Origin of the sequence: Winogradskyella sp. J14-2 (assembly GCF_001971725.1) — a bacterium.
Taxonomy (GTDB): Bacteria; Bacteroidota; Bacteroidia; order Flavobacteriales; family Flavobacteriaceae; genus Winogradskyella.
On record NZ_CP019388.1, the window covers coordinates 1,508,279 to 1,523,837 of the forward strand.

Annotated in this window: 13 protein-coding genes and 1 tRNA gene; 6 read left to right on the forward strand and 8 right to left on the reverse strand. The window is 33.7% G+C overall.

Annotated elements, in window-relative coordinates; translation table 11 throughout:
* The first annotated feature begins 39 nt into the window (after window positions 1–39).
* The gene (locus BWZ20_RS06950) at window positions 40–2,916 is read left to right on the forward strand and encodes an alpha-amylase family glycosyl hydrolase (RefSeq protein WP_076618157.1); all 2,877 of its coding nucleotides are present in this window, start codon (window positions 40–42) and stop codon (window positions 2,914–2,916) included.
* Window positions 2,917–3,141: 225 nt separating this feature from the next.
* Here the strand turns inward: BWZ20_RS06950 and BWZ20_RS06955 are convergent.
* Window positions 3,142–3,223, reverse strand: a tRNA-Leu gene (locus tag BWZ20_RS06955).
* 105 nt (window positions 3,224–3,328) lie between these two features.
* On the opposite strand from BWZ20_RS06955, the gene BWZ20_RS06960 reads away from it, so the two are divergent.
* On the forward strand, window positions 3,329–4,723 hold the full coding sequence (locus tag BWZ20_RS06960) for a dipeptidase (protein ID WP_076618160.1): 1,395 nt from the start codon (window positions 3,329–3,331) through the stop codon (window positions 4,721–4,723).
* A gap of 2 nt (window positions 4,724–4,725) precedes the next feature.
* On the opposite strand, the gene BWZ20_RS06965 is transcribed toward BWZ20_RS06960, so the two are convergent.
* On the reverse strand, window positions 4,726–6,114 hold the full coding sequence (locus BWZ20_RS06965; RefSeq protein ID WP_076618163.1) for a M28 family peptidase: 1,389 nt from the start codon (window positions 6,112–6,114) through the stop codon (window positions 4,726–4,728).
* Window positions 6,115–6,235: 121 nt separating this feature from the next.
* Between BWZ20_RS06965 and BWZ20_RS06970 the strand changes: the two genes are divergently transcribed.
* The 4 genes from BWZ20_RS06970 to BWZ20_RS06985 all read left to right on the forward strand — a co-directional run bounded on the left by BWZ20_RS06970 (window position 6,236) and on the right by BWZ20_RS06985 (window position 11,540).
* Window positions 6,236–6,601 carry a BlaI/MecI/CopY family transcriptional regulator gene (locus tag BWZ20_RS06970; protein ID WP_076618165.1) on the forward strand — a complete coding sequence of 122 codons (366 nt, stop codon included), beginning with the start codon at window positions 6,236–6,238 and terminating at the stop codon, window positions 6,599–6,601.
* A gap of 2 nt (window positions 6,602–6,603) precedes the next feature.
* Entirely contained in the window at window positions 6,604–9,798 is a 3,195-nt protein-coding gene (locus BWZ20_RS06975) for a M56 family metallopeptidase (protein ID WP_083677171.1), read from the forward strand.
* A 132-nt stretch (window positions 9,799–9,930) separates the two neighbouring features.
* Window positions 9,931–11,031 (forward strand): DUF4407 domain-containing protein, encoded by a 1,101-nt coding sequence (locus tag BWZ20_RS06980; protein WP_076618171.1) that lies wholly within the window; start codon window positions 9,931–9,933, stop codon window positions 11,029–11,031.
* A gap of 65 nt (window positions 11,032–11,096) precedes the next feature.
* Window positions 11,097–11,540 (forward strand): YybH family protein, encoded by a 444-nt coding sequence (locus BWZ20_RS06985; RefSeq protein WP_076618173.1) that lies wholly within the window; start codon window positions 11,097–11,099, stop codon window positions 11,538–11,540.
* Window positions 11,541–11,622: 82 nt separating this feature from the next.
* On the opposite strand, the gene BWZ20_RS06990 is transcribed toward BWZ20_RS06985, so the two are convergent.
* The 6 genes from BWZ20_RS06990 to BWZ20_RS07015 form a co-directional block, all read right to left on the reverse strand.
* Complete coding sequence (locus BWZ20_RS06990; RefSeq protein ID WP_076618176.1) at window positions 11,623–11,937, reverse strand: STAS domain-containing protein; 315 nt, start codon at window positions 11,935–11,937, stop codon at window positions 11,623–11,625.
* Window positions 11,938–12,152: 215 nt separating this feature from the next.
* Window positions 12,153–12,416 (reverse strand): DUF1272 domain-containing protein, encoded by a 264-nt coding sequence (locus BWZ20_RS06995; protein WP_076618178.1) that lies wholly within the window; start codon window positions 12,414–12,416, stop codon window positions 12,153–12,155.
* Between the two features lie 185 nt (window positions 12,417–12,601).
* Window positions 12,602–13,165 (reverse strand): PhnA domain-containing protein, encoded by a 564-nt coding sequence (locus BWZ20_RS07000; RefSeq protein WP_076618181.1) that lies wholly within the window; start codon window positions 13,163–13,165, stop codon window positions 12,602–12,604.
* Between the two features lie 221 nt (window positions 13,166–13,386).
* A complete protein-coding gene (locus BWZ20_RS07005; protein ID WP_076618185.1) occupies window positions 13,387–13,665 on the reverse strand; it encodes an STAS domain-containing protein in 279 nt (92 codons plus the stop codon).
* Between the two features lie 96 nt (window positions 13,666–13,761).
* A complete protein-coding gene (locus BWZ20_RS07010) occupies window positions 13,762–14,238 on the reverse strand; it encodes a hypothetical protein (protein WP_076618189.1) in 477 nt (158 codons plus the stop codon).
* 29 nt (window positions 14,239–14,267) lie between these two features.
* On the reverse strand, window positions 14,268–15,455 hold the full coding sequence (locus tag BWZ20_RS07015) for a glycosyltransferase family 2 protein (protein ID WP_076618192.1): 1,188 nt from the start codon (window positions 15,453–15,455) through the stop codon (window positions 14,268–14,270).
* Window positions 15,456–15,559: the final 104 nt, after the last annotated feature.

The following is a 15,559-nucleotide window of genomic DNA, read 5'->3' on the forward strand; positions in this document are numbered from 1 at the left end:
AGTGATTTCCAGTTAGTCCTTTTTTTAAAAAAAAGAATTATGAAAAAGTATTACTCAATAATATTAACATTAGTGGGCTTCACTCTTTCCTATGGTCAAGTCACAATCAGTCCAGATCCATTCGAGGTAGATGAAAGCATCACAATCACATTAAACACTAATAGCAGCGCCACAGACTGTAACGGTTTTAGTAATCCAACAAAAGTGTACATGCATTCTGGAGTTGGTGATGGTAACAATGCATTTGGCATAAGTGTTATCGGAAACTGGGGACAAGATGACGGTGTTGGTGAGATGACAAACGAAGGTGGTGGCATTTACTCCATAACTATAGTGCCAGAAACTTATTACAATCTTACGCCTCAGCAAGTGTCTAACGTTATACAGATGGGGATGGTTTTTAGAAATGAAGATGGCTCACAAGAATACAAAGCCAGTGGCTGTCAAGATTTTATATTTCAAGTGGGATCATTTCAGGTAAGCCTGAGTGCACCGACTCAAGATACAACCATTATTAATTCTGGGGACAATTTTAATATAGCAGCAAGTAACATTGGCGGTAATGCTAGTTATACCCTAACAGCCAACGGATCAGTTATTAATTCTAACCCAAGTACTGCTAACTATTCCTACACAGCCACAAATATTACAACTAACACCTCTTACGAATTAACTGCGGTTTTAGATGGGACAACCATAACACGGAGTTTTAGTGTTATTGTAGATCCAGGTTCCATTCTTGGGTTTATGACAGAGAATTACCACGAAGGTATTAATTACGTTGATGATAACACCGTTGTATTAGTGCTTTATGCTACTGGTAAAGATTTTGTTTACGTAGCTGGAAGTTTCAATAACTATCAACCTGACTTAAGCTATGCCATGAAACGTGATTTTTCACGTAACTTGTTTTGGCTAGAAATTACGGGTCTAACACCAGGACAAATTGAAACCTTTGAATACTGGGTAGGAGATAAAACACCTGCAACAAATTCTCCTTCAATTGTATATGTTGCAGATCCCTACTCAACACTAGTATTATCAGAATTCGATGATCCTTGGATACCAGCTTCAACATATCCTAATCTCCCTTCTTTTCCGCAAGAGGCAGCAGGTTTTGAGGTATCAGTCTTAGAAACTGGACAAACACCCTATAATTGGCAAGTCCCTGACTTTACAAAGCCTAAAAAAGAGGATTTAATAGTTTATGAAGTTTTAGTTAGAGATTTTGATGCAGACAGAAATTATCAAGACTTAATTGATAAAATCGATTATTTTAAAAATTTAAATATCAATGCAATTCACCTAATGCCTGTAATGGAATTCGAAGGCAATGAAAGTTGGGGATATAACACTTCTTATCATATGGCACTCGATAAGTTCTACGGAACACCTGATAAGCTAAAGGAGTTTATCGATCTATGTCATCAAAACGGAATCGCCGTAATCTTAGACTTGGTACTAAATCATGCCTTTGGTCGCTCTCCAATGGTTAGAATGTGGATGAGTGATCCCGACGGTAACGGTTTTGGTGATCCAACCTCTCAGAATCCATACTTTAACCTTCAAGCAACCCACAGTTACAGTGTAGGGTACGACTATAATCATCAAAACAATGTAGTTAAAAACTACGTAAAGCGTGTAATTAAGCATTGGATTGAAGAATATAATATAGACGGTTTCCGTTGGGATTTAACCAAAGGGTTTACCCAAAATTGCTCTCCTGGTAACGAAGGTTGTACTAATACCTACCAACAAGATCGTGTCGATGTGCTTAAAGAATATGCAGATTATTCGTGGTCAATTGACGATGATCACTACGTTATTTTTGAACATTTAGGGAGTGAGAACGAAGAAAAAGAATGGGCAAATTATAGGTATTCTGAAGGAAAAGGTGTTATGATGTGGGGCAAAATGACAGATCCTTATAATGAATTAACCATGGGGCAAAACGGTAACAAAAATATTAATGGTATTGGACACAAATCAAGATCGTCTTTCGATGGGCCAAGAGTTTTAGGTTATCCAGAAAGTCATGACGAAGAACGCTTAATGTATAAAAATCTTCAGTTTGGAAATACAAGTAATAGTAGCCACAATGTACAAGATTTAAATACTGCGTTATCTCGCATGTCTGCTTTAGCTGCGGTATCAGTCATGGTTCCTGGACCAAAAATGATTTGGCATTTTGGTGATTTAGGAATGGAAAACTCAATCTTTACATGTAACAATGGCACAGTTAATCTACCTGGAGGTGGTGATGGCGATTGTAAGTTAGACACCAAACCGCAACCACAATGGGTAAATAATTGGCTCACTGATGCCATAAGAGGACAGATTTACGAAGACTGGTCTAAATTACATAAGCTTAAAATTGAAGAGCCTGTATTTGAAGGTGATTACACCATGTCGTCTGGAGATTTCACTCCTCGAATTGATATTTTTGACACCGCTATACCAGCAACAGAGCTTAGAAATGTTATAATTCTTGCTAATTTTGATGTTAACACGCAAACCGTTAATACTAATTTCCCAGCAGGTGTAACCACTACGTGGTATGATTTAATGGACCCGACCGGAAATACTACGGTTTCTAATTCAACAGCAACGATATCATTACCCGCTGGCCAATTCAGAATTTTAGGTAACCAACCATCGAACGTGTTAAGTATAGATGACCAAACGCAATCTGTATTTTCAATTTATCCAAATCCTACGCAATCATCATTTAATATAAATTCTAATGTTTCTGATATTGAAATTTATGACTTAACTGGTAAAATGGTAAAATCATTTAGAGGTAATTTTACCAAAAATGACACTTTTAATATTTCTAGTTTAAATACTGGAATGTACATTGTTAAGGTTGAAGATGGTAACAACAAAACCAGAACAACTAAGTTAGTCAAGCTCTAATTATTAAGTGTTTATTTGAGCAAAAAAGACTTCTCAATGAGAAGTCTTTTTTATTTTTAGAGGTTTTTGAGAACAAAAGTTATAACCTTTTGCGAGCTAACTTGTACTCTAAATGGTTTTACATTTTTTTTTAAATGTGAGAAATACGTTATTATATAACAAAAACCTAAAAATCAAAAATGGAAAACAAAAAAGCCGAAAACAAGTGTTTCGGCTTTTTATCTGTACAGGCGGCGAGACTCGAACTCGCACACCTCGCGGCACTAGATCCTAAGTCTAGCGTGTCTACCAATTCCACCACGCCTGCAAAAGGACTGCAAATATAAACAATAGTTTCAATATTCAAATAGGTTTTAATTAAGAAAATAATCCTTTCATTATTATTACTTTTGTTAGAAATCAAATAACTACTATGCAAAACATAAATTCTTATATCAATGAGCACAAACAACGCTTTATTGACGAGCTAATTGATTTACTAAAAATCCCTTCTATAAGTGCAGATTCAGCTTACAAAAAAGATGTACTTAACACAGCAGATGCTATTAAAGTGAGTTTAGAGAAAGCAGGATGTAATAAGATTGAAATTTGTGAAACAGACGGTTATCCCATTGTATATGGCGAAAAAATAATTGACAAAAATTTACCTACTGTGTTGGTATATGGTCACTATGATGTACAACCACCAGATCCGTTAGATTTATGGAATTCACCTCCTTTTGAACCTCTAATACAAAAAACGGAAAAACATCCCGAAGGTGCCATTTTTGCAAGAGGTGCTTGTGACGACAAAGGCCAAATGTACATGCACGTAAAAGCTTTAGAATACATGACAACCAATAATGAGCTACCGTGTAATGTAAAGTTTATGATTGAAGGTGAAGAGGAAGTTGGTAGTGCCAATCTTGGGAAATTTGTCGCTGCTAATCGTGAAAAGTTAGAAAACGACGTAATACTAATTTCTGATACTGGCATGATTGCTAAAGATGTGCCTTCAATTACAACGGGACTCCGTGGTCTTAGTTATGTTGAAGTTGAAGTTACCGGACCAAATAGAGATTTACACTCTGGCTTATATGGAGGTGCTGTAGCAAACCCGATAAATGTATTAACTAAAATGATTGCATCGCTTCATGATGAAAACAACCATATTACCATTCCTGGTTTTTATGATAAGGTTGAAAACCTTTCGGACAAAGAACGTGCAGAAATGGCAAAAGCTCCATTTTCGTTAGACAACTATAAAAAGGCTTTAGATATTGATGCTGTTTATGGTGAAGACGGCTATACTACTAACGAGCGTAATTCTATAAGGCCAACATTAGATGTTAATGGAATTTGGGGAGGCTACATTGGCGAAGGCGCCAAAACAGTTATTGCTAGTAAAGCTTATGCTAAAATCTCGATGCGTTTAGTGCCAAACCAAGATTGGGAAGAGATTACACAATTGTTTAAAACCCATTTTGAAAGTATTGCTCCAGATGCTGTAAAAGTTAAAGTAACACCTCATCATGGAGGGCAAGGCTATGTAACACCAATTGACAGTATTGGATATCAAGCGGCTTCAAAAGCCTATGAAGAGACTTTTGGAAAAACGCCTATTCCGCAACGTAGTGGCGGAAGTATTCCTATTGTATCGCTTTTTGAAAAAGAACTAAAAAGCAAAACAATCCTTATGGGCTTTGGTTTAGATAGCGATGCCATACATTCACCAAACGAACATTTTGGTATTTGGAATTACTTAAAAGGCATTGAAACTATCCCTTGGTTTTATAAGTATTTTACTGAGTTAAAAACAGCCGAATAACTCTATTCTTTAATGATTTTATAATTTGAAGCTTTAGTTTTAGACTTAATCGTTACAAAATAAACTCCTGAAGCAGTACTATCGAATTCAATTTCAATATATGCTTTTTGGGAGTTTGTTTTTTTAATCACTTTCCCTGAAATAGTATTAATTGTGATATCAATTTCGGACTCTGTAAAATTATCAATCTTAATGACTGAATCTACTGGATTTGGATATACTTTAATTTCGTTAGGCAAAAATTCTTCCGAAGACAAAACCGAAAAATTAACGCAATTGCTTATTTCAGTACAATCTCCATTGGTCACTTCAACAGCATAATTCCCATTGGTGGAAGGCGCGAAGGATTGATTTGTTTCTCCTGATATTGGTGTATTGGTATCACAATTAAACCACTGATATGTTCCTGTAGTTTGATTAGATATTAAAGCTGTTGCTGTTTGCGTAATAGTATTATCTACACCAATTAAACCTGCTTTGGTCGCTGTATAAGCCAACACTAATTTAGTCAACTCCGTCATATACTGAAAATCAATATCCTCTACTCTATCATTAGAGGTGTGATAATCTGGAGTTTGATCGTTAGTTTCCCAAGACTCGCCAACTAACACTGCTGAATATCCTTGATTCCAAAAACGAGAATGATCACTGGCAGTGGTGCCTGGATTAACAACTATTTCGTGTAAATCGAATGTGTAAGTTCCTAAAATACTAAGCAAATCATCTTTTATAGCAATTGAATTTGCAATATCTCTAACATCAATATCAAACTGATTATCTCCAGGAGTACCAGGTGCATCACCATCATACCCAATCATGTCCATATTAATTACACCTAAAATATTATCTCGTGTATTGCCATTAGTTTCGTCAGCAGATTGCTGTGCATAATAATTAGCACCGCGTAAACCTATTTCCTCTTCGTCCCAAAGTGCATAAACAATGGTATTATCTGTACATTGATTTGAAAGGAGTCTTGCTATTTCCATAACTGCCGCAACGCCAGTAGCGTTATCATCTGCACAGTAGGTTGTTACAGAGTCGTAATGTGCGCAAATAATATAAATATTATCAGGATTGGTTTGTCCTAACTGCGTAGCGATAACATTCTTTCCTGTTGTATTAAAATCCTGAAATTCGACATTAAGGTTAGGCAATGCCTCTAAACGTTCTTTTATATAATCTGCTGCTAAATCATTAGCGCTATGAACCCGAGAGGGTATCGTTTGCATACTCCCATTTATGATTGCCGACTGCTCACCAGAAAGCTGTGCTACATTAGTTTGAAGATTAACCGTGCTTACTTGACTCATTAAATCTTCAATAGACTGCGCTTTAACACAAGATGCTAAAAAGGCAATAAAACAAAATAGGAGTAAAGATTTTTTCATTAATAGATAACGTATAAAAGTTACCTCAAAGATAGTGAAATGTAAAAAATTGAAAATCAAATGTTTTGAAATTAAAATTTTTATTCTACATTCGTAGAGTTAATTCTAATTTTGTAGAACAATGGAACTTTCTAAAACCGAAGAACAACTCATGCAATACCTCTGGAAGCTAGAAAAAGCTTTTATGAAAGACATCTTAGAGGTCTATCCTGAGCCAAAACCAGCAACAACAACTGTTGCTACGTTATTAAAACGCATGATTGGAAAAGGTTTTGTTGATTATAAAACCTACGGTAAGTCGCGAGAGTATTATCCATTGGTTAAAAAAGAAGATTATTTTTCTAAGCATGTTAATGGATTAATTAAAACTTTTTTTAACGATAGTGCATCCCAGTTTGCATCCTTCTTTACTCGAAAAACGGATTTAACCAAAAAAGAGTTAGAAGAGTTAAAAGCCATTATAGACAAGGAAATTAAAAGTAAGTAATCATGGAACTATTTCTGTTGAAATTTTCGGCTTGTCTATTAGTGTTTTGGCTAACCTATGTGCTACTCTTAGAAAAGCAACAAATGCACCACTTTAAAAGATTTTATCTGTTGGGTGTGTTTGCCTTTGCTTTAATAATTCCGCAGCTTACCATTGTTGAATATATAGAACCTACTATTCAAGATTTTGAAATTACAACTGCATTTATTCCCATAGCAGCAGAAGTTATACCTCAACCCGTTGAGACCTCACCTGTACTTACTTTAGAAACTATTCTTTGGTCTATCTACATACTTGGAGCAACACTATTTGCAATTCGTTTTGCGGTTAACCTTTTTAAACTATACAGACAAATTGCAACAAACGACAAGCAACGTAACCATAGTGTTATCTATGTATTATTAAAAACATATCGTATACCACATTCCTTCTTTAAATACATTTTTGTTAACAAGCAACAATTTATAAACAACCAAATACCTGAAGAAGTTAGACTACACGAAGAGGCGCACGCCAAGCAATGGCACAGCTTAGATATTTTGTTGCTAGAACTGTTTCAAATTGTCTTTTGGTTTCATCCGTTGGTGTACATTTTAAAACATCATGTAAAACTAAATCACGAGTTTTTAGCAGATGACGCTGTATTGCAGCAAGGTGTTACTACTAAAAGTTATCAGAATATATTATTACAATTTTCATCAAACACTCACAATCATCAATTAGCGAGTGCCATCAATTATTCATCATTCAAAAAACGATTTACAGTTATGAAAACACAAACCTCCAAAACCCGAATTTGGTTAAGTACCTTATTGGTATTACCAATTTTAGCTATTCTTTTTTACAGCTTTGCTGAACGCGAATACGTTGAAAAAGACAAAACAGAAAACCCTATATCTGAAACTAACTCATTTTTAGTTTTTGTAGAAAAAACCGGTAACACTTTAGAGCTTAGATGCGAAAACGGCTGTCGATGGAGTCATTTAGTACTTGAGCCTAACTCAAAACCTTACATCATTAATGACTTTGGCTTCTCTGAAGGCAACACTTTAGATACCGATAAGTTTGCATTTTCTATTGAGCCTAATCAATCTGGTGTAACCCTCAGTGGATTGAAAGGTACAGCTTGGGTTGATTTGGCATTTTCTTTACCAAAAAACCAAAAACAAGCTGTTAATCAATTGGGCATGACCAATGAAACAGTTCCTGACCTAGAACGAATTAGTGAGGACTTACAAAAGAAAGCAGAAGAAAATTATTATAAAAATCAATTTTTTGTAGTAAAAGACAAGCAAGGTCGTAAAGTAAGTAAACGATTTTTTGAATTAGATTATAATAACAAAATTAAGTGGGTATATGCCAATGAGATTCCTTATCATAGAATTGATGTTACAGAAGCACATTTTGAAGAAGCTAAAAACTCAAAAAACTACATTATTAAAGTCGATGGAAACTATATATCTAAAGACGACTTAAAAAAATACAAAGCATCAGACTTTATAACATTTTCTTACACACCAATTTCAGAATTAGCAGAAATGAAAGAACACTCTGTTCTAAACTTAGTAACACCAGATGCCTATAATTTATTTGTTAGATTAATGATAAGTCATTATATACAAACATTAGAAGATTATGAAAATGAAATAACATTATCTGAAAACAAAAGAAAAATAAATTCTAAAGAGTTAGTAAGAACCTACGAATTTCTATACTACAATTACAAAAAGTTCACGCCAGAAATTATTAAGCGTAATCAATTAATTCCTCCAACACCAATAGCGTCAAAAGAAAATGACTGGCAACAATTTGAAGATATTTTAGAGCAAAAAGAGCTAACTGCTTCAGAAATATCTGAATACAATGCTTGGGCTAAAAATATAAACGCAAAAAGTAAAAAGCTCTCAAATGATGCTACATGGTATCCACCTACTGACGAGCAAGACTTAATAAAATTTACAGAAATTTATAAAAGAATGTCTCAACATCAGAAAAATGAAGCTGTTGAATTTCCTTTTCCTAATCTTGATGCGAAACCTAACAAACAACAAAAAGCGTCAAAACAACAGATAGCAGAATACAATGCTTGGGCTAAAAAGATGACTAAAGCCATTGAAAAATCTGGTTTAGGTAATTATAAAGGAGATGAGTATCCATTTTTTGATTTTAAAGAATATCAGAAATATGAAAAGATATATATAGGACTAATGACTCCTGAACAAAGAGAAAAGGCAGAATCATTTCCTAAATTACTTCCACCTCCTCCACCGCCTCCTCCTACTCCAGAAACTCCAACAGTAAAAAAGGGAGATGGTGAAATTCCGCCACCTCCACCACCTCCACCTGCTCCAGAACTTCCTAAGAAATCTTCTAAAGGTGGTCCTAATGCTAGTGGAGTTTCTCAAACCAATAAAATTCAACCTATTGAAATCTATATTGATGGTAAGAATAATATTCAATTTAACGGAAAGGAAGTTGAAGTAACTAACATTAATAATAAAGTAAAAAAACTCAACAAACATTTATCTACAGAAGAGCATAGAAAATATGTTATGGCTTCAATTGCTATTGAAAAGAATAAAAGTGCAGATTTAGCAAAGTCTATTCAATCTAAACTCAAAGAGGCAAATGTTTGGTCTACATGTATATATTATAATGAAAGTATTGCTAAATCTAACCTACCAAAAAGATCATTAAACTTATACGCTGGATTAACCGTTGAAGAAGCCAAAGCCAAGGAAAGGAAAATTTTCAGTAATACTGGAGACACTGAAAAAAAGATAGATAGTATTAACAATTCTAATGGTCCGTGGAAAGTAAGCTATGGCACAGCGTCTTATGAATTTATAGATGATGATGGTAATAGTAGTGGTAAAGTTAATTTAGTGTCAGCGTCATTAGATAAATCAAACAAAACACCAGTAATATACGTCAATGAAAAGGAACCTATAAAAGGTCATATAGCTTTAACAAAAGAAGAGCTAAAAAAATTAAATCTAACCTTATCTGAAGGAAATGTTAAGAATTTCAAACTAAAAATACCAGGAATAAAAACCGACTTTATAAAAGGGAACACAATTTCAGTAACTAGCATTAAAAATCTTAAAAACTTTGAAGAAGGCATGATTACAGTATTTGACATTAAAGACGAAAAAGAAAATCGACTTCCCCCTATAATCATTCAATTAAAGAAATAGATTTCATGTAAGAGCCTCGAACTTCGAGGCTTTTTTATCTCAAAAATGTAACAAAATCAAAGTTTTAGCGTTCTAATAAACACTGAAAGTAGTTCAGTGTTACAAATCATCAATCAATCAAAACAAACAGTTATGTTAAAACAATTCTTTATCCTATGTTCGGGAGCAGACACCAATATTCTAGAAAACTGCTCTAATGGCGAGCAAAACAAATATGCTGGCATTGGTGCTACTGTGTTTTTCACAGCATTAATGGCAACTATTGCAGCGAGCTATGCACTCTACACCGTTTTTGACAATTTATACACATCTATTTTTTTCGGAATCATTTGGGGTTTACTCATATTTAATTTAGATCGTTACATCGTTTCTACCATAAAAAAGCGCGATAATGTTCTGGATGAAATCCTACAAGCTACACCACGAATTTTTCTGGCTGTGATAATTGCTGTAGTCATTTCAAAACCTTTAGAACTTAAGATTTTTGAAAAGGAGATCAATCAAGTACTATTAGAACAGAAAAATGATTTAACACTTGCCAATCAAAACCAAATTGCGCAACAATTCAATCCTAAAATAGCAGAATTAGAAGGTCAGATTTTAGGCTTACAAAATGAAATAGATGTTAAAGAAACTGAAGTCAACGCACTTTATGACACCTATATCACAGAAGCCGAAGGGACATCTGGCACTATGAAGCTTGGCAAAGGACCCGTTTACAAAGAAAAACACGAGAAACACGATGCCGCTTTAGCAGAGTTACAACAACTAAAAACCGACAACAAAGTAAAAATTACAACTTTAGAGAATGAAATTATCGTTTTACAAGGCGATTATAAAGCCAACGTTACAGCATCGCAACCTATTATTGATAATTTTGATGGCTTAATGGCTAGAGTCAATGCCTTAGGTAAATTGCCATGGTTACCTTCTTTCTTTATCTTCTTGTTGTTTCTTGCTATTGAAACTTCACCTATTATCGCAAAACTTTTATCACCAAAAGGCGAGTACGACTACAAACTAGAAGATCAAGAAACCGTCATTAAATCCTGGGTTAGCCAACAAGTTGCAGAACGTCAACTACTTGTTAAAACAGATAATGACATTAATAATAAAGTGTATACAGAAATTGCAGATGAAGAAGAGGTTATGAACTACAAACGTAAAAAAGCTAGAGAGTTGATGCAACATCAAGCTGATGCATTTTTAAAGAAGCAAAAGGGAGTGCTTTAAAAACACTCTTATGTAGATTTACTTGTAAATCATTACTTTTAGGAAAACCTAAAACCCTATTTGTAATGAAATTTATCTATTTTGTACTAGCGCTTTTACTTTTTAATTGCAGTAATAATCAAGAACAACAAAAAGTCAATTTAGAAAGAGATAAAGCAGAAATTTTAGATGTACTAAACACTCAGGAAAAGGCATGGAATAATCATGACTTAAAAGGCTTTATGGATGGCTACTGGAGGAACGACTCTTTAAAATTCTATGGTAGCAGAGGATTAACTTACGGTTGGGAGAACACATTAAACAATTACAAAAAGGGGTATCCCACCAAAGCTGAAAGTGGCACATTAAAGTTTATTATTAATGATATTTCAAAAATCGAAGGAGATAATTACTGGGTAATGGGTGAATATCATCTAAAACGAGATGCTGGCAATGCAAATGGCATTTTCATTATCATCTTTAAAAAAATAAACGGCGCGTGGAAAATTATTGCAGATATGTCTTGCTAAATAAAAAGTGCTCACAAGTCGCTTATCTGTCACCATAAACGCACCAGAGAGCACTTCTGTAAATATATCTTAATCTCGCGGTTTACGCAGCCACAATTGAACCTGCAGATACCTGTATGGTTGCTGACTCTTCAGACTTAAAGTGATCATATAGCTCTTTACAACCTAAACCGACTATAGATAGCTTTTTCGATTTTGTAATAGACTCATTATGCAATCTGGCCAAGGCCATTACACCAGCCCTATCAATACTTTCCACACTTTCAATATCAAGTAAGACATTATCAAGTCTATCAAAAATATTAGCAAAATGCGAATTAAATGTTTTAAGACTTAATTTGTTTAATGTCCCTTTAATGTGAAAACGGTTGTTGTAATTGGTAATTTGTAAATCCATAATAAATAATGTTAAATCATTAATAATAAATTAGGGCTATTAATCTGTAAATCTGGTGCTATTAATTCTTAAGGGATGACTCTAATATCTGACTATATATTCTCTACTCACCAGAAATTCGACAAATGGTGTTTTTGCTTAGATAATTTGAAATTGCATGTCTTTTTTTTCGATAAACAACACATTTACAAACATATAGATTGTAAGAAAAATAACTACTTAATCTTTAGTTTTGAGTAGTGCTCCTTAAAGTCTACAGGCTTATAAATTATCTTAGCAGAAACAGGATATTTTTGGAGTAATGTTTCAGGACGCCTAGGTCGTTTTTCAAAACCACCACCACAGTTTGGACAGATATGATGTAAAAGCTCTACACAATCTTTACAAAAGGTACATTCAAAAGTGCAAATCATAGCCTCATTAGAGTTATACGGCAACTTTTTGTTACAATTTTCGCAACTTGGTCTTATTTGCAACATTTTGGTTTTTATATTGAATAAAATAAATAAGGAATTTACCTTTACGTCATGAAATATAAATATAAGGTAATATTAATGGTTATTCTTGCCGGAATAACACTATTTGGATTAATAACTGGACGTTATTTATTTTTAGTTTTTATGATACCATTGAGTTTTGACTTTTTCAATAAAAAAAAAAAAGATTAAATCTTTTTAACGTACTGGGTAATAATGACGATTTGCTGACCATCTACTTTGCCTTCTATATACTCGGCATTTTCATGATCTAATCTAATATTTCTAACAGCAGTTCCTTGTTTGGCTACCATGCTAGAGCCTTTAACTTTGAGATCTTTGATAAGCACAACTGAATCGCCATGCTCTAAAACCACACCATTAACATCGCGATGCGTAATTTTATTTTCATCATCCACTCCATCACCCGATGCTTTTGCTATTTCTAACAATTCATCTTCAATGTAAAACATATTGAGTAAATCTTGTGTCCAGTCTGCATCAATTCTGTGAAGCATTCTCCAAGCCATGATTTTAACAGCATCATGCTCGCTCCACATACTATCATTAAGACATCTCCAATGGTTCGCATCAATTTTATGAGCATCGTTCATCTGTTCTATACAAGTTTCTGAAGCATACAAAGCCATATCTTTGGCATCAGGAACAATATAAACCGCTAATTTTTCTGTATCACCACTTAGCTCACAACGATTTCCACTTCGCTTTTGAAGTTCTCTTTCTAAACTCATCAAAATTTAATTTTAAAGATGAGCAAATATAGAATTATAAGGCTACTAAATAGCTACTTTTTTATTTAGCGAGTCTTCTTCTCTTACGTATACATCTAAAATTTATATTTACAATTTTCGATGAGACTTTGATTTTAACGTAATAGCCATTGTACAAATTCTTCATTAAAACTGATCTCAATGTTATTACGCTTGCTCTTATTTCGAACTCTTAATAGACACTATGCGACATAATTGGTACTTGGGCTGCCACAAAGTTCCTCACAAACATTACCAGTAATTAAAAGTGATTGACTTTCTTTTTTAGAATAATTAGATAATTTCTTTAAAACTGAAAAACCTGTTGAATCTATTTCCGTAAGTTCGTTAATGTTTATTACCACATTATCACAGTATAGTAAAAGTAATTCTATGTGGTTTTTCAATAGTTTTGCAGTCTCGGCATTAAGTGAGCCTTTCACCGTAAAAACACCGTTATTTTCCATAATTTTTAATGCCATAACAAGTCATTTTTTGAGTTAATTTCGGTGTAAAATTATATTGTAATCGCTCAGTTCTCTAGAATATTCTGCGATAACACCTACTCCTTAGGTGGTTTACTTTTTACTATCGACGAGCCGTAAAGTTGTTTCCAAATTTATTTTTTTTAAACTTTCTGAAACAGAAAACAAGCTTTGATAATACGTCTGCCTAATTTTTTGATTAGCCATTTCGCGTTGGTTAAATTCTATAATAGGCTTGTAATATTCTATAAACGCTTTTAATTCTTCTAAAATTTCAAAAGTATTTAACCCTACAATATACCCTACATACTTTAAGTTATTATGATTGTACAAATACCTTGCGCCAGCTTTGACTGAAGCTGTATTAGATTTTTTACGTTTATTATTTACAACTGTTGTATTTTCGTTTTGATGCCCTATTTCTGAAAGAATTTCAAAAACCTGATCGCTACTATTATTGCACACCAAACACATCTTAACATCTTTAAGTTTATTAATTGATGAGATAAAATTGCTCTTCAGCGCTTCATTTTTAAAATCATTAAACACTATAATGAGGCCTACATACATAATCCTGAAAATTTATCTTTAATTTTTAATTAAGCGGCTCTTTTTGCGCGTTCCCAATTCACAGATTGCGTATTATTCATAAATCTGAAGAAACCTAGAACCACCGATAAATTCATAATAAAGAAGTAATACGGCACAAATAACACTTTTATTCTTGTGGCATTATGTTCTAACAACCAACCTAATAAAGCCGACAAATACATTGCTATTTGCAACCAAAAGAACACTGTGTAAAATTGAAAATTATTGAGTCCTTCATTGAAAGCTAAACCTGCTGAAACCGGTATTAATAATAGCAAGCTTAAAGGTGTTATCGTCCAACGTAATACGCGATGCGATATGTATTGAAATGACAATAATCCGTATTTAAAAACATTAAGTAACGAACGCAATCTGATTACTGATTGAATGCCACCTGCTGAAATCCTAATTTTTCGTTTTAATTCTTCTTTTACATTAGCCGAAGCAGTTTCAATAGCATAGGCTTCTGGGTTATATTGAATAGTATACCCTTTTTGTGCAACTCTTAATGAGATAATAAAATCATCCAAAAGCGTATCTTGCTCTACTTCATTATACAACGCAGTTCTTATAGCAAATAATTCACCCGCAGCACCAACTGCTGAATACAATTCTGCATCCCATTTTTTTAAGGTAGATTCATACTTCCAATACAAACCTTCGCCTGCGCCTGCTGCTGCATCACTATCCTTATTTACAATACGCTTTTCACCAGAAACACAACCTACTTTCTCATCGTTAAAACAGTTTACAATGTGCATAATTGAGTCTTCGCCAAGGTTGGTATTTGCATCACTAAAAATCACAATTGGTGTTTTTATATGTGGCATCACTCGGTTCATCGCATTTATTTTTCCTTTTCTTTCATCTTTATGGAACAACTGTACATTCTCGTAGTTTTCTAAAAGTGAATGTGTACCATCGTTAGAGCCATCGGTTACCCAAACTATGTTTAATTTATCTTTTGGATAATTAAGGTTCTGCGTGTTTTTCATCTTTTGAAACACATAATCTTTTTCGTTGTACGCAGGAATTAAAAGCGAAACTTCTGGCAATTCTTCAACAGTATTGACACTGGCTTTTTTTGAAAATAATCGCTTGATTTTCACCATTACATACAAGATAATGCCATAACCTACATAGGTGTAAAAAATGATCAATAGTAAAATCCAGAATAGTATTTTTAGAGTTTCCATAACGTTGATTTTTGAGTAAAATTAGCTGACTTTTTGCGGTGACTTTTTAATATTCTTTAATGCGACTTTCAGCTTAGATTAATGGCCATTTAGTGTCGGTAGAC

What these genes read in the sequence shown, in the direction of transcription:
- BWZ20_RS06950 (WP_076618157.1), top strand. Translation starts at nt 40, where the DNA reads ATGAAAAAGTATTACTCAATAATATTAACATTAGTGGGCTTCACTCTT.
- BWZ20_RS06960 (WP_076618160.1), top strand. Translation starts at nt 3,329, where the DNA reads ATGCAAAACATAAATTCTTATATCAATGAGCACAAACAACGCTTTATT.
- BWZ20_RS06965 (WP_076618163.1), bottom strand. Translation starts at nt 6,114, where the DNA reads ATGAAAAAATCTTTACTCCTATTTTGTTTTATTGCCTTTTTAGCATCT.
- BWZ20_RS06970 (WP_076618165.1), top strand. Translation starts at nt 6,236, where the DNA reads ATGGAACTTTCTAAAACCGAAGAACAACTCATGCAATACCTCTGGAAG.
- BWZ20_RS06975 (WP_083677171.1), top strand. Translation starts at nt 6,604, where the DNA reads ATGGAACTATTTCTGTTGAAATTTTCGGCTTGTCTATTAGTGTTTTGG.
- BWZ20_RS06980 (WP_076618171.1), top strand. Translation starts at nt 9,931, where the DNA reads ATGTTAAAACAATTCTTTATCCTATGTTCGGGAGCAGACACCAATATT.
- BWZ20_RS06985 (WP_076618173.1), top strand. Translation starts at nt 11,097, where the DNA reads ATGAAATTTATCTATTTTGTACTAGCGCTTTTACTTTTTAATTGCAGT.
- BWZ20_RS06990 (WP_076618176.1), bottom strand. Translation starts at nt 11,937, where the DNA reads ATGGATTTACAAATTACCAATTACAACAACCGTTTTCACATTAAAGGG.
- BWZ20_RS06995 (WP_076618178.1), bottom strand. Translation starts at nt 12,416, where the DNA reads ATGTTGCAAATAAGACCAAGTTGCGAAAATTGTAACAAAAAGTTGCCG.
- BWZ20_RS07000 (WP_076618181.1), bottom strand. Translation starts at nt 13,165, where the DNA reads ATGAGTTTAGAAAGAGAACTTCAAAAGCGAAGTGGAAATCGTTGTGAG.
- BWZ20_RS07005 (WP_076618185.1), bottom strand. Translation starts at nt 13,665, where the DNA reads ATGGCATTAAAAATTATGGAAAATAACGGTGTTTTTACGGTGAAAGGC.
- BWZ20_RS07010 (WP_076618189.1), bottom strand. Translation starts at nt 14,238, where the DNA reads ATGTATGTAGGCCTCATTATAGTGTTTAATGATTTTAAAAATGAAGCG.
- BWZ20_RS07015 (WP_076618192.1), bottom strand. Translation starts at nt 15,455, where the DNA reads ATGGAAACTCTAAAAATACTATTCTGGATTTTACTATTGATCATTTTT.